This is a genomic window from Shinella zoogloeoides, from assembly GCF_030733845.1.
Taxonomy (GTDB): Bacteria; Pseudomonadota; Alphaproteobacteria; order Rhizobiales; family Rhizobiaceae; genus Shinella; species Shinella zoogloeoides_C.
This window is the reverse complement of sequence record NZ_CP132311.1, coordinates 1764134-1784876: the sequence shown is the minus strand read 5'-3', so window position 1 is coordinate 1784876 and position 20743 is coordinate 1764134. Positions and strand designations below refer to the sequence as shown.

The 20743-nt window shown below is 65.5% G+C and carries 17 protein-coding genes and 1 pseudogene; 10 read left to right on the top strand and 8 right to left on the bottom strand.

The window, feature by feature from the left end; translation table 11 throughout:
• Positions 1-176: 176 nt before the first annotated feature.
• Together alaS and Q9316_RS09990 are read left to right on the top strand one after the other, a co-directional pair.
• Positions 177-2837, top strand: a complete 2661-nt coding sequence (gene alaS, locus Q9316_RS09995; RefSeq protein ID WP_306035017.1) for an alanine--tRNA ligase — start codon at positions 177-179, stop codon at positions 2835-2837.
• 145 nt (positions 2838-2982) lie between these two features.
• Positions 2983-4182, top strand: coding sequence for a GGDEF domain-containing protein (locus Q9316_RS09990; RefSeq protein WP_306035265.1), 1200 nt, complete (start codon positions 2983-2985; stop codon positions 4180-4182).
• Here Q9316_RS09990 and Q9316_RS09985 read toward each other — a convergent pair.
• Positions 4172-5845 carry a SulP family inorganic anion transporter gene (locus tag Q9316_RS09985; RefSeq protein ID WP_306035016.1) on the bottom strand — a complete coding sequence of 558 codons (1674 nt, stop codon included), beginning with the start codon at positions 5843-5845 and terminating at the stop codon, positions 4172-4174. The two genes, Q9316_RS09990 and Q9316_RS09985, sit on opposite strands and share 11 nt — an antisense overlap.
• Here Q9316_RS09985 and Q9316_RS09980 point away from each other — a divergent pair.
• Positions 5844-6889, top strand: a pseudogene (locus tag Q9316_RS09980) (AraC family transcriptional regulator). The gene Q9316_RS09985 and the pseudogene Q9316_RS09980 sit on opposite strands and share 2 nt — an antisense overlap.
• A 29-nt stretch (positions 6890-6918) precedes the next feature.
• On the opposite strand, the gene Q9316_RS09975 reads toward Q9316_RS09980, so the two are convergent.
• Both Q9316_RS09975 and Q9316_RS09970 read right to left on the bottom strand, forming a co-directional pair.
• A complete protein-coding gene (locus tag Q9316_RS09975) occupies positions 6919-7554 on the bottom strand; it encodes a glutathione S-transferase family protein (protein ID WP_306035014.1) in 636 nt (211 codons plus the stop codon).
• Between the two features lie 122 nt (positions 7555-7676).
• On the bottom strand, positions 7677-8891 hold the full coding sequence (locus Q9316_RS09970; RefSeq protein WP_306035013.1) for an NADP-dependent isocitrate dehydrogenase: 1215 nt from the start codon (positions 8889-8891) through the stop codon (positions 7677-7679).
• Between the two features lie 350 nt (positions 8892-9241).
• Between Q9316_RS09970 and Q9316_RS09965 the strand changes: the two genes are divergently transcribed.
• From Q9316_RS09965 to Q9316_RS09935, 7 genes are all read left to right on the top strand, one after another.
• Positions 9242-10075 carry an RNA methyltransferase gene (locus Q9316_RS09965; RefSeq protein ID WP_306035012.1) on the top strand — a complete coding sequence of 278 codons (834 nt, stop codon included), beginning with the start codon at positions 9242-9244 and terminating at the stop codon, positions 10073-10075.
• 16 nt (positions 10076-10091) lie between these two features.
• Positions 10092-10853, top strand: coding sequence for a glutamate racemase (murI, locus tag Q9316_RS09960; RefSeq protein WP_306035011.1), 762 nt, complete (start codon positions 10092-10094; stop codon positions 10851-10853).
• A gap of 120 nt (positions 10854-10973) precedes the next feature.
• On the top strand, positions 10974-12485 hold the full coding sequence (locus tag Q9316_RS09955) for an ATP-binding protein (RefSeq protein ID WP_306035010.1): 1512 nt from the start codon (positions 10974-10976) through the stop codon (positions 12483-12485).
• Between the two features lie 222 nt (positions 12486-12707).
• Positions 12708-13325: a 30S ribosomal protein S4 gene (gene rpsD, locus Q9316_RS09950; RefSeq protein ID WP_119258341.1), complete on the top strand. Its 618-nt coding sequence runs from the start codon at positions 12708-12710 to the stop codon at positions 13323-13325.
• A gap of 73 nt (positions 13326-13398) precedes the next feature.
• A complete protein-coding gene (locus Q9316_RS09945) occupies positions 13399-14328 on the top strand; it encodes a glutaminase (RefSeq protein ID WP_306035009.1) in 930 nt (309 codons plus the stop codon).
• A gap of 31 nt (positions 14329-14359) precedes the next feature.
• Positions 14360-15229, top strand: coding sequence for a tRNA 2-thiocytidine(32) synthetase TtcA (gene ttcA, locus Q9316_RS09940; RefSeq protein WP_306035008.1), 870 nt, complete (start codon positions 14360-14362; stop codon positions 15227-15229).
• Positions 15216-16037 carry an inositol monophosphatase family protein gene (locus Q9316_RS09935; protein WP_306035007.1) on the top strand — a complete coding sequence of 274 codons (822 nt, stop codon included), beginning with the start codon at positions 15216-15218 and terminating at the stop codon, positions 16035-16037. Before ttcA ends, Q9316_RS09935 begins: the two co-directional genes overlap by 14 nt.
• Before the next feature lie 77 nt (positions 16038-16114).
• Here the strand turns inward: Q9316_RS09935 and Q9316_RS09930 are convergent, their stop codons facing one another.
• The 5 genes from Q9316_RS09930 to purL all read right to left on the bottom strand — a co-directional run bounded on the left by Q9316_RS09930 (position 16115) and on the right by purL (position 20686).
• Complete coding sequence (locus Q9316_RS09930) at positions 16115-17320, bottom strand: multidrug effflux MFS transporter (protein ID WP_306035264.1); 1206 nt, start codon at positions 17318-17320, stop codon at positions 16115-16117.
• Positions 17321-17446: 126 nt separating this feature from the next.
• Positions 17447-17782, bottom strand: a complete 336-nt coding sequence (grxD, locus tag Q9316_RS09925; protein ID WP_306035006.1) for a Grx4 family monothiol glutaredoxin — start codon at positions 17780-17782, stop codon at positions 17447-17449.
• 150 nt (positions 17783-17932) lie between these two features.
• On the bottom strand, positions 17933-18190 hold the full coding sequence (locus Q9316_RS09920) for a hypothetical protein (RefSeq protein WP_306035005.1): 258 nt from the start codon (positions 18188-18190) through the stop codon (positions 17933-17935).
• Positions 18191-18196: 6 nt separating this feature from the next.
• Positions 18197-18430 (bottom strand): BolA family transcriptional regulator, encoded by a 234-nt coding sequence (locus Q9316_RS09915; protein WP_306035004.1) that lies wholly within the window; start codon positions 18428-18430, stop codon positions 18197-18199.
• A gap of 18 nt (positions 18431-18448) precedes the next feature.
• A complete protein-coding gene (gene purL, locus Q9316_RS09910) occupies positions 18449-20686 on the bottom strand; it encodes a phosphoribosylformylglycinamidine synthase subunit PurL (protein WP_306035003.1) in 2238 nt (745 codons plus the stop codon).
• Between the last annotated feature and the right edge of the window lie 57 nt (positions 20687-20743).

The window sequence follows — 20743 nt, the reverse complement described above, 5'->3', positions numbered from 1 at the left end:
TTTCGCAAAGCGGCGGCAGGCGCGTGCAAATTCGACGGAATTCGCGAATGGACGGCCAGAAGAGCCTCCGGGCGGGCACTCCGGCCGGCGGGGCGGTTTCGCCTTTGCCGTACGTCAAATTGGGTGGATGATGCGCCGGTCGCCGGGGCAGACAGTGGTAAGATGAAGGACGCGATATGAGCGGCGTGAATGAGATCCGGTCGACTTTCCTCGACTATTTCCGCGGAGAAGGCCACGAGGTCGTGCCGTCCAGTCCGCTCGTGCCGCGCAACGATCCGACGCTGATGTTCACCAATGCCGGCATGGTGCAGTTCAAGAACGTCTTCACCGGCCTCGAATCGCGCCCCTATTCCAGGGCCGTTTCCTCGCAGAAATGCGTGCGCGCCGGCGGCAAGCACAACGACCTCGACAATGTCGGCTATACCGCGCGCCACCACACCTTCTTCGAGATGCTCGGCAACTTCTCCTTCGGCGACTATTTCAAGGAGCGCGCGATCGAGCTTGCCTGGAACCTGATCACCAAGGAATTCGGCATCGACAAGAACCGCCTGCTCGTCACCGTCTACCATACGGACGACCAGGCCTTCGACCTGTGGAAGAAGATCGCCGGCTTTTCCGACGACCGCATCATCCGCATTCCGACCAGCGACAATTTCTGGGCGATGGGCGATACCGGCCCCTGCGGTCCCTGTTCGGAAATCTTCTACGACCACGGCGACCATATCTGGGGCGGCCCGCCCGGCTCGCCGGAAGAGGACGGCGACCGTTTCATCGAGATCTGGAACCTCGTCTTCATGCAGTTCGAGCAGATCACGAAGGAAGAACGCGTCGACCTGCCGCGTCCGTCGATCGACACCGGCATGGGCCTCGAGCGCATCGCGGCGCTGCTGCAGGGCAAGCATGACAATTACGATATCGACCTCTTCCGCGCGCTGATCGACGCCTCCGTCGAGGCGACCGGCGTTCCGGCCGAGGGCGAAGCCCGCGCCAGCCACCGCGTCATCGCCGATCACCTGCGCTCCTCCGCCTTCCTGATCGCCGACGGCGTGCTGCCGGCGAAGGACGGCCGCGGCTATGTGCTGCGCCGCATCATGCGCCGCGCCATGCGCCATGCGCAGCTGCTCGGCGCCAAGGATCCGCTGATGTGGAAGCTGCTGCCGACGCTCGTTGGAGAGATGGGCCGCGCCTATCCGGAGCTGCAGCGCGCCGAAGCGCTGATCTCCGAGACGCTGAAGCTGGAGGAAACCCGTTTCCGCACCACGCTGGAACGCGGCCTGAACCTGCTCTCCGACGCGACGTCCACGCTTCACAAGGGCGACATGCTGGACGGCGAGACCGCCTTCAAGCTCTACGACACCTACGGCTTCCCGCTCGACCTGACGCAGGACGCGCTGCGCGCCCGCGAGATCGGTGTCGATCTTTCCGGCTTCACGGACGCCATGGAGCGCCAGAAGGCCGAGGCCCGCTCGCACTGGGCCGGCTCGGGCGACAAGGCGACGGAAACGATCTGGTTCGAGCTGAAGGAGAAGTTCGGCGCGAGCGAATTCCTCGGCTACGATACCGAGACGGCCGAAGGCGTCGTCCAGGCGATCGTTCGCGACGGCAAGGCGGTGGAGACCGCTTCCGCCGGCGAGGTCGTGCAGATCGTCATCAACCAGACGCCGTTCTACGGCGAATCCGGCGGCCAGATGGGCGATACCGGCACGATTTCCGCCGACAATGCCAGGCTCGACGTCTCGGACACGCAGAAGAAGGGCGAAGGCCTCTTCGTGCATGTCGCGACCGTCGCCGAGGGCACGCTGAAGGTCGGCGATGCGGTCGCCCTGACCGTCGACCACGCCCGCCGTTCGCGCCTTCGCGCCAACCATTCCGCCACGCACCTGCTGCACGAGGCGCTGCGCGAGGTGCTCGGCACTCACGTCGCCCAGAAGGGCTCGCTGGTCGCGCCCGAGCGCCTGCGTTTCGACGTGTCGCATCCCAAGCCGATGTCGGCCGAGGAATTGCGAGTCATCGAGGATATGGCGAACGAGATCATCGTGCAGAACGCGCCCGTTACCACCCGCCTCATGACGGTGGACGACGCGATCGCGGAAGGCGCCATGGCGCTCTTCGGCGAGAAGTACGGCGACGAGGTCCGGGTGGTTTCCATGGGCACGGGCGTTCGCGGCGCCAAGGCCAACCGGGCCTATTCGGTCGAACTCTGCGGCGGCACGCATGTTTCCGCGACGGGTGAGATCGGCCTCGTGCGCATCCTCTCCGATAGCGCCGTCGGCTCCGGCGTGCGCCGTCTCGAAGCGCTCACCGGCGAGGCGGCCCGCGCCTATCTCGCCGAGCAGGATGAGCGCGTGAAGGCGCTCGCCAATACGCTCAAGGCCCAGCCGGGCGAGGTGCTCGCCCGCGTCGAGGCGCTGGTGGACGAGCGGCGCAAGCTGGAACGCGAACTGACGGAAGCCAAGAAGAAGCTGGCGCTGTCCGGCGGTTCTGCCGGCGGCGATGACGGCGTGCGCGAGGTGGCCGGCATCAAGTATCTCGGCAAGGCCGTCACCGGCGTCGAGCCGAAGGACCTCAAGAGCCTTGCGGACGAAGGCAAGAAGAGCCTCGGTTCCGGCGTGGTCACCTTCGTCGGCGTCTCGGCCGACGGCAAGGCGAGCGCCGTCGTCGCCGTCACGGACGACCTGACCGGCCGCTTCAGCGCGGTCGATCTGGTGCGCCGCGCTTCCGAAGCGCTCGGTGGCAAGGGCGGCGGCGGCCGTCCCGACATGGCGCAGGCCGGCGGTCCCGATGGCGGCAAGGCGGGCGAGGCCATCGAGGCGGTTGCCGCGGCAATCGCCGGCTGATCGGCGCCTTTCACGATCGATATCGATGACGCGGCGGGCTTGAGGCCCGCCGTTTCGTTTGCGAAGTCTTCAAGCTTTTTGCCTAGCATCGCCCGCGTGCGGAGTGCGTATTTTGCTTGAAGACATCATCAGCATATCAACCTTGATGATCTGTACCTTCCTGTCGACCATGGTCGTCGGGATTTTCATGCTTCAGGTCTGGCTTACCGACCGGCGCCACGCGGCGGCGGGCTACTGGTGCCTTTCCATGTGGGTGGGCTCGCTCTGCACGCTGCTGTTCGCGCTGCGCCCCGCCGGGTTTCCCATGCTGACGGTCGGGTTCGGCAATGCGCTTGCCGCCTTGGCCTATGCCCTGATGTGGAGCGGCTTCCGGGTGTTCGACCGCCGGCCCGTCTATCCGCTGGTCGTCCTGGCCGGCCCGGCCCTCTGGTGCCTCGGCTATCTCTTCGTGCCGCAGATTTCCGGCGACGTGAACAACCGCATCATCCTTTCCTCGGCGATCATCACCACCTATTCGCTCTGGATGGGCGTCGACATCTGGCGCGGGCGCAGCGGCGAGACCCTGCCGACGCGCAGCATGTCCGCCGTCTTCTTCCTCTCGCACGGCGTCATCTATTCCCTGCGCATTCCCATGGCGTTCCTTTCGCCGGCCGCGCTCGGAAGCGGAACGGCCTATTCTGCCTGGTTCGCCGTCTTCTCGCTGGAACTCTTCGCCCATACGATCCTTGCTGCCGTGGCCATGCTGGTGCTCATCAAGGAGCGCGGCGAGGCGCTCTACCGCCAGGCTTCGCGCACCGACGCGCTCACCGGCATCGCCAATCGCGGCTCCTTCCTCGACGATATGCAGGCGCGGCTTGCCGGCAGGGCCGAGGGCACGCTGATGATCTTCGACCTCGACCGGTTCAAGGCGATCAACGACACCTATGGCCATGCCGCCGGCGATGCAGTGCTGAAGCATTTTTCCGCCGGCCTTTCCCATCGGCTGGAAGAGGGCATGCTGTTCAGCCGCTTCGGCGGCGAGGAGTTCGCGCTGTTTGCGCCACGGTACGCCATCGGCCGGGCGGAAGCCTTTGCCGAAGCGCTGCGGCACGAGGTCGCCGCCATGTCCGTCGTCTTCGAGGACCGCGAAATCGGCGTTTCGGTGAGCATCGGCCTTGCCGACGTGGCCACGTTCGGCTCGGATTTCGACCGCCTGCATTCGGCCGCCGACGGCGCGCTCTATGCCGCCAAGGAAGCCGGCCGCAACCGCGTGATGCGGGCGACGCCGGCAACGGCCCTTGCCGGCCTTGCCGAGCGCATGCGTGCGCCGGCCACGCTCGCCACCGGCGTCGCCATCACCGGCTGACACCTGCGATCACGCCCAGCGCGGCCTCGACCGTCGGCGTGAAGGTGAGGCGCGGCGCATGGAGCTCATGGGCTTCCAGCAGTCGCCGCATGTCGGGTTTCAGCCCCGCGATGAAGACGCGCACGCCTGCGCGTTCGGCCTTGCGCACCAGCCCTTCGATGACGCTCGCGGCGGTCGAATCGAGGAGCGGCACGTCGGTGCAGTCGAGCACGAAGTTGCGCCGCTGGTCGGCGATGCGGTCGAGGACCGAGCCGACGCTCGCCGCGGCACCGAAGAAGAAGACGCCGCTGATGCGGTAGATCACCGTGTCCGGGTCGTCCGCCACCACCGGCCGTTCCGGAAGGCCGCTGTCTTCGCCGGCTTCCTCGATGGCGCGAACGAGGCGCGGCACCGTTTCCTCGCGGATATCCACCGCCTTGCCCATGCGGTCGATGAACAGTACGGCGCCCAGCAGGAAGCCGACGACGATGCCCTCCGTCAGGTCGCGGAAGACGACGAGCAGGAAGGTGATGGCCAGCACCGCGGCATCGCCCCGCGAGGAGCGGAAGAGGGCGGCGATCGCCGGGTGCTCCACCATGTTGAAGGAGACGACGGCCAGCACGCCGGCAAGGGCGGCAAGCGGGATGTAGCTTGCCAGCGGTGCGGCGACGAGCATGAAGAGCAGCAGGAAGAGGGCATGCAGCATGCCGGAGACCGGGCTGGTGGCGCCGGAGCGGACATTCGTGGCGGTGCGGGCGATCGTGCCCGTCACGCAGATGCCGCCGAAAAGCGCGGAGCCGACATTGGCGAAGCCCTGCGCCACCAGTTCCATGCTGGAGCGATGCCGCCGTCCGGTCATGCCGTCGGCGACCACCGCCGAAAGCAGCGATTCGATCGCGCCGAGCAGGGCGAAGGCGATCGCATCCGGCAATACGGCGACGATGAGGTCGGGCGAGAAGGAGGGAAGCGCCGGCACGGGCAGGCCGCGCGGAATGCCGCCGAAGCGGGTGCCGATCGTATCGGCGGGAAGCGAGAGGAGGGCGGCTGCGACCGAGGCGACGGCTACGGCGATGAGGAGGTTGGGCCAGGAGGGGCGGAAGCGGCGAAGCAGCAGGATGACCGCGATGGTGAGCCCGGCGACGCCGACGGAGGCCGGGCTAAAGGTCGGCCGGGCGGCCCATAGGGCGGCGAGCTTTTCGAGGATCGGCCCCGGCTCGCGCCCGTCCAGTTTCAGGCCGAACAGCTCGCCGAGCTGGCTGGCGAAGATGATGACGGCGATGCCGGCGGTGAAGCCGACCGTCACCGGATAGGGAATGAACTTTATGTATTTGCCAAGGCGCAGGTAGCCTGCGAGCGCCAGCATGATGCCGGAGAGGAACGTCGCCAGCAGCAGGCCCTCGACGCCGTGGCGCGCGACCGTCGCGGAGACGAGCACGATGAAGGCGCCTGCCGGACCGCCCACCTGGAAGCGGCTGCCGCCGAGCGCGGAAACGAGGAAGCCGCCGATGATGGCGGTGTAGAGGCCGCGGTCCGGCGTGACGCCCGAGGCGATGGCGATCGCCATGGAGAGCGGCAGCGCGACGATGGCCACCGTCAGCCCGGCAAGCGCATCGGTCCGCAACCGCGCCGCGCCATAGCCCTCCGCGAAAACGCTGGCGAGCTTCGGCATCAATGTATCGGTCATGGGAGCCTCGAAAGGCCGGGGAATGGGGGAAATGCGGGCCGGCGAGGGCATCTGGCGCCGAGTCGCCCGTTTTTGCAATGACACAAGGCAAGGCTATGCGAAAATTGCAGGACGGCACAGAAGCGCAGGATTTGTGAAATCGCTCCATGCTTGGTTGAATGCGTTCCGACGGGAGGAAAACGGCATGAGCGAGAACGGGATCTGGGCCGCCTACGAGAAGCGCCTGCTGCGTGTCTCGGCCTATATCTACGAACATCTGGACGAGGAACTCGATCTCGACCGGCTCTCGGAGATCGCCTGCCTTTCCGCCCATCACTGGCATCGTGTCTACCGGGCCGTGCACAACGAGACGCTGGCGACGACCGTGCGCCGGCTGCGGCTGCACCGCGCGGCGGGCGATCTGGTGCGCAGCGAGACCTCCGTCCGGGACATCGCCGTGCGATGGGGCTATCCCAACCTGCAATCCTTCACGCGCACCTTCGCCGCCTTCTACGGCATGCCGCCGGCGCGCTATCGCAAGGAGGGCTCCCACCGCGCCTTCGAAACCGCGCACGACAAGGAAACTCCCGACATGTTCGACGTCACCATCCGCGCCCTGCCCGAGCAGGCGCTGCTCGCCATCCCCCATTCCGGGTCCTATATGGGCATCGGCAAGGCCTTCGAGGCGCTTTACGGCGCGCTCTTCTCCCGCAACATCTTCCGCCCGGACATGCGCATGATCGGCGTCTTTCTCGACGATCCCGATCTGGTGCCGGAGGAAAAGCTCCGTTCCTTCGCCTGCGTCACCGCGGACGGGGACGTGCCCGCCGAGGCGCCGCTGGTGCGGCGCACGCTGGCGGGCGCGACCATGCCGTGCTGCGCCACACGGGGCCTTACGCCAATATGGGCGCGGCCTATCGCTGGCTCTACGGAACATGGCTGCCGGCCTCCGGCCGCTCGATCCGCGACGAGGTGATGTTCGAGGCCTATCTCAACAATCCGCGCGACGTGCCGCCGAACGAGCTCGTGACGGAAGTCTGCCTGCCGCTCCAGCCGGTGGCGTGACCAATGGAAAGGGCGGGTGAAAACCCGTCCTAATCCTTCGCCGCCGCAAGCTGGCGGTGCATTTCCTCGTCGTCTATGGCCGTCGCCCGTTTGCTGGCGGGCCGGTCCTTGAGGCGGTCCCAGTAGGCGGTGAATTCCGCCCGCGGTTCCAGCGTGCCGAATTGCAGCCCCCAGCTTATATGGGCGCCGACATAGACGTCGGCGGCGGTGAATGTGTCGCCGGTGATGTAGGGATGGCGCGTCACGGCGAAGGACAGGGCGTCCATCACCGCGCCGTAGCTGCCGCAGCCGATGCTGCGCTCGCGTTCCTTGGGAACGTTGAGGCCGAAGGCCTTGATCGAGACGGCCATTTCCAGCGGCCCGGCCGCGAAGAACAGCCAGCGGTAATAATCGCCGCGCCTGTCGGTCGGCGGCGCGAGGCCGGCTTGCGGGAATGCGTCGGCCAGATAGGCGCAGATCGCGGCGGCTTCCGTGACGATCGTCTCGCCGTGGCGGATCGTGGGCACCTTGCCCATCGGGTTGATCGCAAGGAATTCCGGCGATTTCATCGAGCCGTCGAAGGTCAGCCATTCCGTGCGGTATGGGGCGCCGACCTCCTCCAGCATCCAGCGCGCAATGCGCGCCCGTGACATGGGATTGGCGTAGAAAACGAGATCCTCGGCCATGCTGTCCTCCTCTGCAGGCGGGAAGGAAGATAAGGCGCAGCGTCATGGCTGCAAGGGGCCGCAAGCGGCGCAAACAAAAAGCCCGGCGCAGGGCCGGGCTTTTCGCGGTGTTTATTTCTGGCTCAGGCGGCCATGGCCTTCTTGAGGTTCTCGTCGATCTTGTCGAGGAAGCCGGTGGTGGAGAGCCACGGCTGGTCGGGACCGATGAGGAGCGCGAGGTCCTTGGTCATGAAGCCGGATTCGACCGTGTCGACGCAAACGCGTTCCAGCGTCTCGGAGAACTTCGCCAGCTCCGCATTGCCGTCCAGCTTGGCGCGGTGGGCAAGGCCACGGGTCCAGGCGAAGATCGAGGCGATGGAGTTGGTCGAGGTTTCCTCGCCCTTCTGGTGCTGGCGGTAGTGGCGCGTCACCGTGCCGTGCGCGGCTTCCGCTTCCACCGTCTTGCCGTCCGGCGTCATCAGCACCGAGGTCATCAGGCCGAGCGAGCCGAAGCCCTGCGCCACGATGTCGGACTGCACGTCGCCGTCATAGTTCTTGCAGGCCCAGACATAGCCGCCGGACCACTTCAGCGCCGAGGCGACCATGTCGTCGATCAGGCGGTGTTCGTACCAGAGCTTGGCTTCCTTGAACTTGTCGGCGAATTCGGCGTCGTACACCTGCTGGAAGATGTCCTTGAAGCGGCCGTCATAGACCTTGAGGATGGTGTTCTTGGTGGAGAGATAGACCGGCACCTTGCGCTGCAGGCCGTAGTTGAACGACGCGCGGGCGAATTCGGTGATCGAATCATCGAGATTGTACATGCCCATGGCGACGCCGGCCGACGGCGCGTCGAAGACGTCGTATTCGTTTTCCTTGCCGTCCTCGCCGACGAACTTCATCGTCAGCTTGCCCTTGCCGGGGAACTTGAAGTCGGTGGCGCGGTACTGGTCGCCGAAGGCGTGGCGGCCGACGATGATCGGCTTGGTCCAGCCGGGAACGAGGCGCGGCACGTTCTTGCAGATGATCGGCTCGCGGAAGATGACGCCGCCGAGGATGTTGCGGATCGTGCCGTTCGGCGACTTCCACATCTTCTTCAGCTTGAATTCCTCGACGCGGGCCTCGTCCGGCGTGATGGTGGCGCACTTGACGCCGACGCCGTGCTTCTTGATGGCGTTGGCCGCGTCGATCGTCACCTGGTCGTTGGTGGCGTCGCGATTCTCCATGCCGAGGTCGTAATATTCAAGGTCCACATCCAGGTAGGGATGGATCAGCTTGTCCTTGATGAACTGCCAGATGATGCGCGTCATCTCGTCGCCGTCGAGTTCGACGACGGGGTTGGCGACCTTGATCTTTGCCATGGGGAGCCTCGTGCTTGTAGGGGCTGGACGCCCCGGATCGTGGACTTGAAAGAACCGCTTGGCCCTATAGCACCCATGACCGGGAAGGCAAAGCCGACCATAGGCTGAGGCAGTTTATTTTCGCGCGGCGGCGGAATAAGTTTCGCCCCAATTCCGTTTCAGGAAGGCTCGCTGAGCGCCCGGACTTCGCCGAGGGCGCTTCGCTGAAGCAGGAAATGGTCGAACTGGCGGAAAGCAACGCCAAGGATGCGGCCGGCGACAATGCCGGCAATGCACAATAGCAGGCCCCGCACTTTTCATTTCCGGCCGATTGTGCCAGTGAGACCCCATCTTTCTAGGGACCTATGGGCATGGCAGGCACGAACAGCGAACGCACGCTGATCGCCGAAGGACCGGCGATCATCCTCGTTCATCCGCAACTCGGCGAGAATATCGGTATGGTGGCGCGCGCCATGGCGAATTTCGGCCTGGCGGAATTGCGCCTCGTCAATCCGCGCGACGGCTGGCCGAGCGAGAAGGCGATCTCCGCCGCCAGCAAGGCCGATCACGTCATCGAGGCGGCGAAGGTCTATCCCTCGCTGGAGGGGGCCATCGCCGATCTCGAATTCGTCTATGCGACGACGGCGCGCGACCGCTACGGCTACAAGGAAGTGCGCTCGCCGGTCGTGGCGGCCAATGACCTGCGCACCCGCTTCCGGGCCGAGCAGAAGACCGGCATCCTCTTCGGCCGCGAGCGCACGGGCCTTACCAACGAGGAGATCGCGCTGGCCGACGAACTGGTGACCTTCCCGGTCAACCCTGCCTTCGCGTCGCTCAACCTCGCCCAGGCCGTTCTCCTGATGAGCTACGAATGGATGAAGAGCGGCCTTGCCTCGGAGAAGACCACGCCGTTCGACGCGCTTCCCCAGCGTCCGGCGAAGAAGGAGGAATTGCAAGGCCTCTTCGACCATGTGGAGGAGACGCTGGATGCGCGCGGCTATTTCCGCCCTGCCGAAAAAAAGCCAAAACTGGTGGAGAACCTGCGCGCGATCCTGACGCGTCCCTCCTTCACCGGCACGGAGATCCAGGTGCTGCGCGGCATCGTCTCCTGCCTCGATCGCTTCACGCGGGAATCGCCCCGGGGGGCGACCAACCCGAACCGCACCCGCAACCGCCGGCCCAAGGTGCCCCGTGATATCGAGTAGCGCAAAGCCCGTCCTCATGTTTGACAGCGGCATCGGCGGCCTCACCGTGCTGCGCGAGGCCCGCGTGCTGATGCCGGAGCGGCATTTCACCTATGTGGCCGACGATGCCGGCTTTCCCTATGGCGGCTGGGAAGAGCCGGCGCTGAAGGCGCATATCATCGATCTCTTCGCGAAGTTGCTGAACGAGCATGACCCGGAAGTCTGCGTCATCGCCTGCAACACGGCCTTCACATTGGTCGGCAGCGACCTTCGCGCCGCCTTTCCGCACATGCCCTTCGTCGGCACCGTGCCGGCCATCAAGCCCGCCGCCGAGCGCACGCGCTCCGGCCAGGTCTCGGTGCTGGCGACGCCCGGCACGGTCAAGCGCGCCTACACGCGCGATCTCATCCAGTCCTTCGCCAGCCAGTGCGACGTGCGCCTTGTCGGCTCGGAAAACCTCGCCCGCATGGCCGAGGCCTATATCCGCGGCGAGACCCTCTCTGACGAGGCCGTGCGCGCCGAAATCATCCCTTGCTTCACCGACGAGATGGGCCGCAAGACCGATATCGTCGTGCTCGCCTGCACGCATTATCCCTTCATGGCGAACCTCTTCCGCAAGCTCGCCCCCTGGCCCGTCGACTGGCTCGACCCCGCCGAGGCTATCGCCCGCCAGGCCCGCCGCCTCGTGCCCCCGCTGGAGACAATCGCCCCCGGCGAGGACATCGCCATCTTCACCTCCGGCCAACCGGATTTCGCCACCTGCCGGCTCATGCAGGGCTTTGGGCTGCGCGTCGTGTGACGCGGCTTTCCTTGTGGGTTTTTCAAAAGCCGGGCGTGACGGGCGGGGATTTCGTGTTAGGGCTTGCCGGTTGCCCGGCAGCGGCCGGGCGAATCGGATTTTTCAGGAACGAGGAACGGGATGAAGGTCGGCATCGACATGGGAACGGTGCAGGGCGGCGCACCGGCCAGGCTCGATATCGAGGAACTGCTGGCGACGCGCCTGCTCGTGCAGGGCAATTCGGGTTCGGGCAAGTCGCATCTGTTGCGCCGCCTGCTCGAACAGTCCGCGCAATGGGTCCAGCAGGTCATCATCGACCCCGAGGGCGATTTCGTCACGCTGTCCGACCGGTTCGGCCATGTGGTGGTCGACGGCGAGCGCACGGAGGCCGAACTCGTCGGCATCGCCACCCGTATCCGCCAGCACCGCGTCTCCTGCGTGCTCTCGCTGGAAGGTCTTGAGGCCGACGAGCAGATGCGGGCGGCCGGCATCTTCCTTAATGCCATGTTCGATGCGGATCGCGATTATTGGTATCCGGTGCTCGTCGTCGTCGACGAGGCGCAGCTTTTTGCGCCCGCCGTCAGCGGCGAGGTCTCGGAAGAGGCGCGCAAGCTGTCGCTCGGTGCGATGACGAACCTGATGTGCCGTGGCCGAAAGCGCGGACTTGCCGGCGTCATCGCCACGCAGCGTCTTGCCAAGCTCGCCAAGAACGTCGCCGCCGAAGCTTCCAACTTCCTGATGGGCCGCACCTTCCTCGACATCGACATGGCGCGCGCCGCCGATCTGCTCGGCCTCGACCGGCGGCAGGCGGAAATGTTCCGCGATCTGCCGCGCGGCTCCTTCGTGGCGCTTGGGCCCGCGCTGTCGCGCCGCCCGCTGCCGGTGACGATCGGCGCAGTGGAGACCTCCGCCCGCTCCACCAGCCCCAAGCTGATGCCGCTGCCGGACGCGCCGCAGGATGTGGAAGACCTGATCTTCACGCCCGATCCGGAGGAATTCACCCGGCCACTCGTGCGCCGCGCGCCGCCCGCGCCGCGCCCGACGACGGATATCCTCGCCGAGCTCTCCCGCGCCCGGCCGGAGCCGGTGCAGGCCGAGGCGAGGGCGCCCGCGCCGGAAATCTCCGCCGAGGAGCGTGAAGGCCTGCTCGACCAGGCGCTCGCCGAAATCCTCGCCAATCCCGAGGCGGCCTTCCGGGCCGATGCGGAACTGTTCCAGGATTTCCTCGTGCGCTGCCGCATCCGCCGCGTGCCCGGCGCGCCGTTGTCCCTGTCGGCCTTCCGCCGCAAGATGGCCGTCGCGCGCTCCGGCGTCGATGCCGAGACGGCGGCGACGGAGATCTGGGCGAGGGCGCTCGACCTTTCCCGCAGCGTCACCGAGGACCTGCAGGGCGTCTTCCTGCTCGTCGCGCAGGCGGCGGTGCGCGGCCTTGCCTGCCCCTCGGACGCGCGGATCGCGCGGGCCTACGGCACGCATTCTGCCCGCCGCGCGCGCCGGCTGCTCGGCTATTTCGAGGAGCAGGGGCTGGTGGTGGTGCACAGCGACCTTGCCGGCCACCGCATCGTCGCCTTCCCGGATCTCGGCTGCGAGACGCTGCCGGGGGACGCCAACGGGCCGGACCTGACCGATTCCCACCGCGACGCGGCGGAATAGTCGGTTTTTCCGGGCTTTGCGCGTTGACATCTTCCTGAAACCCGCCTAATGACCCCGCCAGCGCCGGGCAGCAATGTCCGGTGTTTCATTTGACATGTCCCGTGGATTCTCCGGTCGCGATCGTGAGAAGCCTGTCGGAACCCGAAACGGTTCAGAGGAGGGCGTGTTTCCTTCAGCCGGCCCGGCAACGGGCGGGCCATAACAAGACCTAGAGGAAATGCGATGAGCAAGCGCGCTGCATCCAAGTACAAAATCGACCGCCGCATGGGCGAAAACATCTGGGGCCGTCCGAAGTCCCCGGTCAACCGCCGCGAATACGGCCCGGGCCAGCACGGCCAGCGCCGCAAGTCCAAGCTTTCGGACTTCGGTGTGCAGCTGCGCGCCAAGCAGAAGCTGAAGGGCTACTACGGCGACATCCGCGAGAAGCAGTTCCGCGCGATCTTCGCCGAAGCCGAACGCCGCAAGGGCGACACCCCGGAAAACCTGATCGGCCTGCTCGAATCGCGCCTCGACGCGATCGTCTACCGCGCCAAGTTCGTTCCGACGGTCTTCGCTGCCCGTCAGTTCGTCAACCACGGCCACGTCAAGGTCAACGGCGTCCGCGTCAACATCGGTTCCTACCGCTGCAAGCCGGGCGATGTCATCGAAGTCAAGGAAAAGTCCAAGCAGCTCGTCACGGTTCTCGAATCCGTCGGCCTCGCTGAGCGCGACGTTCCGGACTACATCGAAGCCGACCACAACAAGATGACCGCGACCTTCGTTCGCGTTCCGGTTCTCTCCGACGTTCCGTACGCGGTCGTCATGGAACCGCACCTGGTCGTCGAATTCTACTCGCGTTAATTCGCGAAGACGCCTTGCGCAATTTGGAAAAGCCGCCAAGAGATTGGCGGCTTTTTCTTTTGGGGTACCCGCAATGACGGACTTGCAGGCCATCGTCGAGGAAATCCATGCGAGCCTGTCGCCGCGGCGCGGCGAGGGCAAGGTGGCCGACTATATTCCGCAGCTTGCCCATGTGGACCCGCAGAAATTCGGCATGGCCGTCGTCACGGTCGATGGCGAGACCCATCTGGCGGGCGATGCGGAGGAAGCCTTCTCCATCCAGAGCATTTCCAAGGTGTTCACCCTCACGCTGGCGCTCGGCAAGCATGGCGAGAGTATCTGGAAGCGTGTCGGGCGCGAACCGTCCGGCTCGGCCTTCAACTCCATCGTTCAGCTCGAATATGAGGGCGGCATCCCGCGCAATCCCTTCATCAATGCCGGTGCCATCGCCATCACGGACCTCGTGCTCGCCGGCCACACGCCGAAGGAGGCGATCGGCGAGATCGTGCGCTTCCTGCGTTATCTGGCGGACGAGGACGACATCATCGTCGACCAGGCCGTGGCGCGTTCGGAGCAGGCGACGGGCTTTCGCAATTTTGCGCTCGCCAATTTCCTGCGCTCCTTCGGCAAGCTCGATCATGCCGCCGAACTGGTGCTCGGCGTCTACTTTCATCAATGCGCGCTGGCGATGAGCTGCCGGCAGCTTGCGCGCGCCGGGCTGTTCCTCGCCAATAGCGGCACCAATCCGCTGACCGGCCACCGCGTCGTCTCCCATATGCGGGCGCGGCGCATCAACGCGCTGATGCTGACCTGCGGCCATTATGACGGTTCGGGCGATTTTGCCTATCGCGTCGGCTTGCCGGGCAAGAGCGGCGTCGGCGGCGGCATCCTCGCCGTCGCGCCGGGCAAGGCGTCGGTCGCCGTCTGGTCGCCGGGCCTCAACGAGAACGGCAATTCGCTCATCGGCTCGCTGGCGCTGGAAATGCTGGCGGCGCGCACGGGATGGTCGGTCTTCGGGGCTTGATTGTGCCGGCGGTTCGGGGCATTGCAGGCGCATGACCCTTGCCTTCACCGAGACCGATGACGACACGCAGGACGACGGTCGCCATCCGCTCTTTGCGGATGCGCCTTCCAGCGTCTCGTTCAACAAGCTGCGCAAGCGCCTGCTGCGGCAGGTGCGCCAGGCGATGGACGACTTTTCCATGCTGAAGGGCCAGAAACGCTGGCTCGTCGGCCTCTCCGGCGGCAAGGACAGCTACGGCCTGCTGGCGCTGCTGATGGACCTTCAATGGCGCGGCCTGCTGCCGGTGGAGCTCATCGCCTGCAACCTTGATCAGGGCCAGCCGAACTTTCCCAAGCACATCCTGCCGGATTACCTGAAATCCATCGGCATCAAACACCGCATCGAATATCGCGACACCTATTCCATCGTGAAGGAGAAGGTGCCGTCGGGGGCGACCTATTGCTCGCTGTGCTCGCGGCTTCGGCGCGGCAATCTCTATCGCATTGCCCGGGAGGAGGGCTGCGACGCGCTGGTGCTGGGCCATCACCGGGAGGACATTCTCGAAACCTTCTTCATGAACTTCTTCCACGGCGGGCGGCTTGCCGCCATGCCGCCGAAGCTCCTGAACGACGAGGGCGACCTCATGCTTCTGCGCCCGCTCGCCTATGCGGCGGAGGACGATCTTGCGAAATTCGCCGTCGCCATGAAGTTCCCGATTATTCCCTGCGATCTCTGCGGCTCGCAGGACGGGCTGCAGCGCAACGCGATGAAGGCGATGCTGGCCGATATCGAGACGCGCATGCCGGGCCGCAAGGACGCCATGCTGCGCGCCCTCGGCCATACCAACCCGTCCCATCTTCTCGATACCAAGCTTTTCGATTTCTCCTCCCTCGAAACGGTAAGGCCCCATGACGACGATTGACATCAATGCCCTCGCGCTCGTGCTTGCACAGGCGGCGGAGGCCGAAATCCGCCCGCGCTTTCGCGCGCTTGCCAAGGGCGACATCCGCACCAAGGCGGATGCCAACGACCTTGTGACGGCGGCCGACGAAGCGGCGGAACGCTTCATCAGCCGTGAGGTGAAGGCGCAGTTTCCGGGTGTGCTGTTCGTCGGCGAGGAATCGGTCGCGGCCGATCCGGCGCTCCTGCCGAAACTTGCCGATGCCGAGCTTGCCATCGTCGTCGATCCCATCGACGGCACCTTCAATTTCGCGGCCGGCGTGCCGCTCTTCGGCGTCATGGCGGCGATCGTCTCCGGCGGCGAAACGGTCGGCGGCATCATCTACGATCCGATGGGCGACGATTTCGTGATGGCGGAAAAGGGCGGCGGTGCCTGGCAGACCGGCGATCACCGCCCGGCTGTCAGGCTGAAGACGCGCGGCGCGGCCGCGCTCGAGGACATGACCGGCATGGCCTCCACGAGCTTCCTCGACCGCGAGCGCCGTGCCCGCATTCTGGGCAACCTCGCCAAGGTGGCCTTCGTTTCCAACTACCGTTGCGCCGCGCACGAATACCGCACCTTTGCCGGCGGCAACCTGCACTATCTCATGTACAACAAGCTGATGCCCTGGGATCACCTGGCCGGCACGCTGATCGCCGAGGAAGCCGGTGCCTATGCCGCCCGCTTCGACGGTTCGCGCTACATGCCGCACCATGTCGAAGGTGGCCTGCTGCTGGCGCCGGACAGGGAGAGCTGGGAAATGCTTCGTCGCGACGTCTTCGTCGACTGAGGCCGATCTTCCAATCATGGAAAAAGGCCCGGTTACCAATGGCAACCGGGCCTTTTGCGTTTGTCGTCCTGCTGTTCTCAGACGGCTTTGTTGTGCGGCTGGAAGAGCTTTCCGTGTTCGGCGATCAGCACGAAGACGAGGCCGATGACCGACAGGATGAAGAAGCCCATGACGAGCGGCAGCGCCGTGCCGTCGAACGACTGGCCGATGATGGCGCCGATCACCGTGCCGCCTGCGGTGCCCATGAAGCCGAGCACCGAGGAGGCCGTGCCGGCGACGTGGCCGAGCGGTTCCATGGCGAGCGAATTGAAGTTCGAGCCGATCCAGCCGAACTGGAACATCGACAGCGCGAACAGCACGATGAAGATCGCGAACGGCACGTGGCCGGGCCAGGCGAGCGTCAACACCAGCCACAGGGCGTTGACGGCCATGAAGCCGAGCAGCGCGCCATGCGACAGCCGCCGCATGCCGAACTGGCCGACGAGCCGGGCATTGACGAAGGACGACAGCGCCATGAAGGCGGCGACGCCTGCGAAGGCGACCGGGAACCAGACGCCAAGCCCGTAGATGCCGACATAGATTTGCTGCGCCGAGTTGATGAAGCCGAAGAGCGCCCCGAAGATGAAGGTGCTCGCCAGCGTGTAGCAGAGCGCCACGCGGTCCGTCAGGACGATGCGGAAGCCGGCGAGGACCGAGCGCACCGTGAAGGGGCGCACGTCGTCGGGATGCAGCGTCTCGGGCAGGCGGAAATACATCCAGGCCCAGATGGCGGCCGCCATGACCGCCATGAAGACGAAGATCAGGTGCCAGTCGCCGAACAGCATGACGACCTGCCCGGTGCCCGGCGCCATGACGGGCACGACCATGAACACCATCATGATCAGCGACATGACTTCCGCCATCGCACGCCCGCCGAAAATGTCGCGGACGATCGAGACGGTGATGACGCGCATGGCGGCCGAGCCGATGCCCTGGATGAAGCGCACCGCCAGCAGGGCGGCGAAGCTCGGCACGAGAATCGCGGCCAGCGACGACACGATGTAGATGCCGAGCCCGACAAACATGGGAATGCGCCGGCCGAACCGGTCGGAGACCGGGCCGTAGAGCAACTGCGCGAAGGCAAAGCCGATCAGATAGGCCGAGATGACATATTGCCGGTGGTTCTCGTTCTCGACGCCGAGGCTCGCGCCGATCTCCTGGAGGCCGGGCAGCATGATGTCGATGGCGAGCGCGTTGAGCGCCATCAGGAGCGCCATGAGCGCAATGAATTCTATCTTGCCCATGCCTTTGAGGCGCTGGGCCGATTCGGGGGAAAGTCCAGACATATCAATTAAATCCATGAAAGAGATAAGGCGCCGCTGTTATGCGGCGCCTTTGAAAAAGCTTGCCGGCCGGAAGACCGTGAAGCGTCAGGCAGCGCCCTTGATCGAAATACCGAGCCCCTGAAGGTGGGACTGCAACTCGCCGGACTGGAACATCTCGCGCACGATGTCGCAACCGCCGATGAATTCACCCTTCACATAAAGCTGCGGGATGGTCGGCCAGTTGGAATAGTCCTTGATGCCCTGGCGGATGTCGGCGTCGGCGAGCACGTTGATGCCCTTGTAGTCCACACCCACATAGTCGAGGATCTGCACGACCTGACCGGAGAACCCACACTGCGGGAATTCCGGCGTGCCCTTCAGGAAGAGGACGACGTCGTTGGTCTTCACTTCGTTTTCGATGAAATCGTGGATGCCACTCATTGCAGTATTCCCTAGCAAATCGGCTTCAAGGGCCGATGCGATGAACAGTTCGCCCTAGATAACAACCTCGGGTGACAAATGCCAGAAGGTCTCCGGAAAAAATGCAAGGGGGTGCCTTACGATTTCGGAGGTGTTGCGCGTTCGCCGCCCTCAGCGGCTGCGCTGGCGGCTGCGGTTTGCCGCGGTGCGCCGGCGGCTCACCTGCTTGCGCGGGCGCTTGGCCGTCTTCCTTGCCGGCTTCAGCGCGGCCTCGATAATATCGCCAAGGATGCCACCGGACGCCTTCTTGCGCGTCGTGGTCTTGCGGCGCGTGCGCCTTGTGGTCTTGCGCACGCCGGTCTTCTTCAGCACCTCCTTGAGGGCTGCGTCGACCACGCCGGAGACGAGTTCATCGAGGAGGCCGGCCATCCCGAATCAATCCGGGATGGAGGTCTGGAGGGCGAGCGCGTGCAGCACGCCGCCCATATTGCCCTTCAGCGCGTCATAGACCATCTGGTGCTGCTGCACGCGGGTCTTGCCGCGGAAGGCTTCCGCGACGACCTCGGCCGCATAGTGGTCGCCGTCACCGGCAAGATCGCGGATGACCACCTTCGCTCCGGGAATGCCGGACTTGATCAGGTCTTCGATATCGCCTGGTGCCATAGCCATTGAACTGCTCCCTTATCGTTATTCCGCGGCGGCAGCGGCGTTGCCGTTGCCATCCATGAAGTCAGGGAACCACGATTCATGGGTGCTGCGCAATTGCTCAATCGGCAGCGACAGCAGGCCATCCACGGCCAAGGCGTCACCGCCGACCGTGCCGAGGCGGCGGAACGGGATGCCCGCGCCTTCCGCATTGGCGGAGATGAAGTTCGCGAGATCCGCCGGAACGGCGATCACGTAGCGGGCCTGGTCTTCGCCGAAGAGCAGCGCATGGGCCGGTCCGTTCGCCTCGGAGAGGTCGATCCGGGCACCCTTGCCGGATGCCATCGCCATTTCGGCAAGCGCGACGACGAGGCCGCCCGAGGAAATGTCGTGGCAGGCCGTGACCTGGCCGTTGCGGATGGCCGAGCGGACGAAATCGCCGTTGCGGCGTTCGGCATGGAGATCGACCTCCGGTGCCGGGCCATCGATCTTGCCGACGACGTCGCGCAGGTAGACGGACTGGCCGAGATGGCTGCCGTCGACGCCGATGAGAAGGAGGTGGTCGCCGTCCTTCGCGCCGCCGATCTTCGCCATGGTGGACCAGTCGGGCAGGAGGCCGACGCCGGCGATGGTCGGGGTCGGCAGGATGGCGATGCCGTTGGTCTCGTTGTAGAGCGAGACGTTGCCGGAGACGATCGGGAAGTCGAGCGCGCGGCAGGCTTCGCCGATACCCTGGATCGCCTTGACGAACTGGCCCATGATCTCCGGCTTTTCCGGGTTGCCGAAGTTCAGGTTGTCGGTGGAGGCGAGCGGCTCGGCGCCAGTTGCGGTGATGTTGCGCCAGCATTCGGCGACGGCCTGCTTGCCGCCCTCGAACGGATCAGCCTCGACATAGCGCGGCGTGACGTCCGAGGAGAAGGCGAGCGCCTTGGTGGCATGGCCCTCGACGCGCACGACGCCGGCATCGCCGCCGGGGATCTGCAGCGAATTGCCCTGGATGAGCGTGTCGTACTGCTCGTAGACCCAGCGGCGGCTCGACTGGTTCGGCGAACCGACGAGCTTCAGCACGGCCTCGCCATAATTGGCCGGTTCGGCCACGAGGTTCGCCGGCAGCGGCGCGGGCTTGCCGGGCTCGCGCCAGGGGCGGTCGTATTCCGGTGCTTCGTCGCCGAGCTGCTTGATCGGCAGGTTCGCGACTTCCTCGCCCTGGTGCAGAATGCGGAAGCGCAGGTCGTCCGTCGTGTAGCCGACGATCGCGAAGTCGAGGCCCCACTTGACGAAGATCGCCTTGGCGACCTCTTCCTTGGCGGGCTCAAGAACCATGAGCATGCGCTCCTGGCTTTCCGACAGCATCATCTCGTAGGCGGTCATCTGCTCTTCGCGAACCGGAACCAGATCGAGGTTCAGCTCGATGCCGAGGTCGCCCTTGGCGCCCATCTCGACGGCCGAGCAGGTGAGGCCGGCGGCACCCATGTCCTGGATGGCGATGACGGCGCCGGTCTGCATCAGTTCGAGGCAGGCCTCCAGCAGGCACTTTTCGGTGAAGGGGTCGCCGACCTGCACGGTCGGACGCTTCTCCTCGATGGATTCGTCGAATTCTGCCGAGGCCATGGTCGCGCCGCCGACGCCGTCACGGCCCGTCTTGGCGCCAAGATAGACGACCGGCAGGCCGACGCCCTTGGCTTCGGACAGGAAGATCGCGTTGGACTTGGCAAGGCCGGCCGCAAAAGCGTTGACGAGGATGTTGCCGTTGTAGCGCTCGTCGAACTCGACTTCGCCGCCGACGGTCGGCACGCCGAAGGAGTTGCCGTAGCCGCCGACGCCGGCGACGACGCCCGAGACGAGGTGGCGGGTCTTCGGATGGTCGGGCGCGCCGAAGCGCAGCGCGTTCATCGCCGCGACCGGGCGGGCGCCCATGGTGAAGACGTCACGCAGGATGCCGCCGACGCCCGTCGCCGCGCCCTGGTAGGGCTCGATATAGGACGGGTGGTTGTGGCTCTCCATCTTGAAGACGACGCAGTCGCCGTCGTCGATGTCGACCACGCCGGCATTTTCGCCCGGGCCCTGGATGACGCGCGGTCCCTTGGTCGGCAGCGTGCGCAGCCAGCGCTTGGAGGACTTGTACGAGCAGTGCTCGTTCCACATGGCCGAGAAGATGCCAAGTTCGGTGAAGGTCGGCTCGCGGCCGATCAGCGAGAGGATGCGGTCGTATTCATCCGGCTTCAGCCCGTGGGCGGCAATCAGCTCCGGGGTGATCGGGCGGGTGTTCGAAATGGTCATCGTCGCTCGTCTTGTCGTGGAGGGCAGGATTGCCGTCTCTTTAGCCTATGCTGCCCT

Coding starts and splice junctions, on each gene's coding strand:
- alaS (WP_306035017.1), top strand. CDS start 177: ATGAGCGGCGTGAATGAGATCCGGTCGACTTTCCTCGACTATTTCCGC.
- Q9316_RS09990 (WP_306035265.1), top strand. CDS start 2,983: ATGATCTGTACCTTCCTGTCGACCATGGTCGTCGGGATTTTCATGCTT.
- Q9316_RS09985 (WP_306035016.1), bottom strand. CDS start 5,845: ATGACCGATACATTGATGCCGAAGCTCGCCAGCGTTTTCGCGGAGGGC.
- Q9316_RS09975 (WP_306035014.1), bottom strand. CDS start 7,554: ATGGCCGAGGATCTCGTTTTCTACGCCAATCCCATGTCACGGGCGCGC.
- Q9316_RS09970 (WP_306035013.1), bottom strand. CDS start 8,891: ATGGCAAAGATCAAGGTCGCCAACCCCGTCGTCGAACTCGACGGCGAC.
- Q9316_RS09965 (WP_306035012.1), top strand. CDS start 9,242: ATGGCAGGCACGAACAGCGAACGCACGCTGATCGCCGAAGGACCGGCG.
- murI (WP_306035011.1), top strand. CDS start 10,092: ATGTTTGACAGCGGCATCGGCGGCCTCACCGTGCTGCGCGAGGCCCGC.
- Q9316_RS09955 (WP_306035010.1), top strand. CDS start 10,974: ATGAAGGTCGGCATCGACATGGGAACGGTGCAGGGCGGCGCACCGGCC.
- rpsD (WP_119258341.1), top strand. CDS start 12,708: ATGAGCAAGCGCGCTGCATCCAAGTACAAAATCGACCGCCGCATGGGC.
- Q9316_RS09945 (WP_306035009.1), top strand. CDS start 13,399: ATGACGGACTTGCAGGCCATCGTCGAGGAAATCCATGCGAGCCTGTCG.
- ttcA (WP_306035008.1), top strand. CDS start 14,360: ATGACCCTTGCCTTCACCGAGACCGATGACGACACGCAGGACGACGGT.
- Q9316_RS09935 (WP_306035007.1), top strand. CDS start 15,216: ATGACGACGATTGACATCAATGCCCTCGCGCTCGTGCTTGCACAGGCG.
- Q9316_RS09930 (WP_306035264.1), bottom strand. CDS start 17,320: ATGGGCAAGATAGAATTCATTGCGCTCATGGCGCTCCTGATGGCGCTC.
- grxD (WP_306035006.1), bottom strand. CDS start 17,782: ATGAGTGGCATCCACGATTTCATCGAAAACGAAGTGAAGACCAACGAC.
- Q9316_RS09920 (WP_306035005.1), bottom strand. CDS start 18,190: ATGGCCGGCCTCCTCGATGAACTCGTCTCCGGCGTGGTCGACGCAGCC.
- Q9316_RS09915 (WP_306035004.1), bottom strand. CDS start 18,430: ATGGCTATGGCACCAGGCGATATCGAAGACCTGATCAAGTCCGGCATT.
- purL (WP_306035003.1), bottom strand. CDS start 20,686: ATGACCATTTCGAACACCCGCCCGATCACCCCGGAGCTGATTGCCGCC.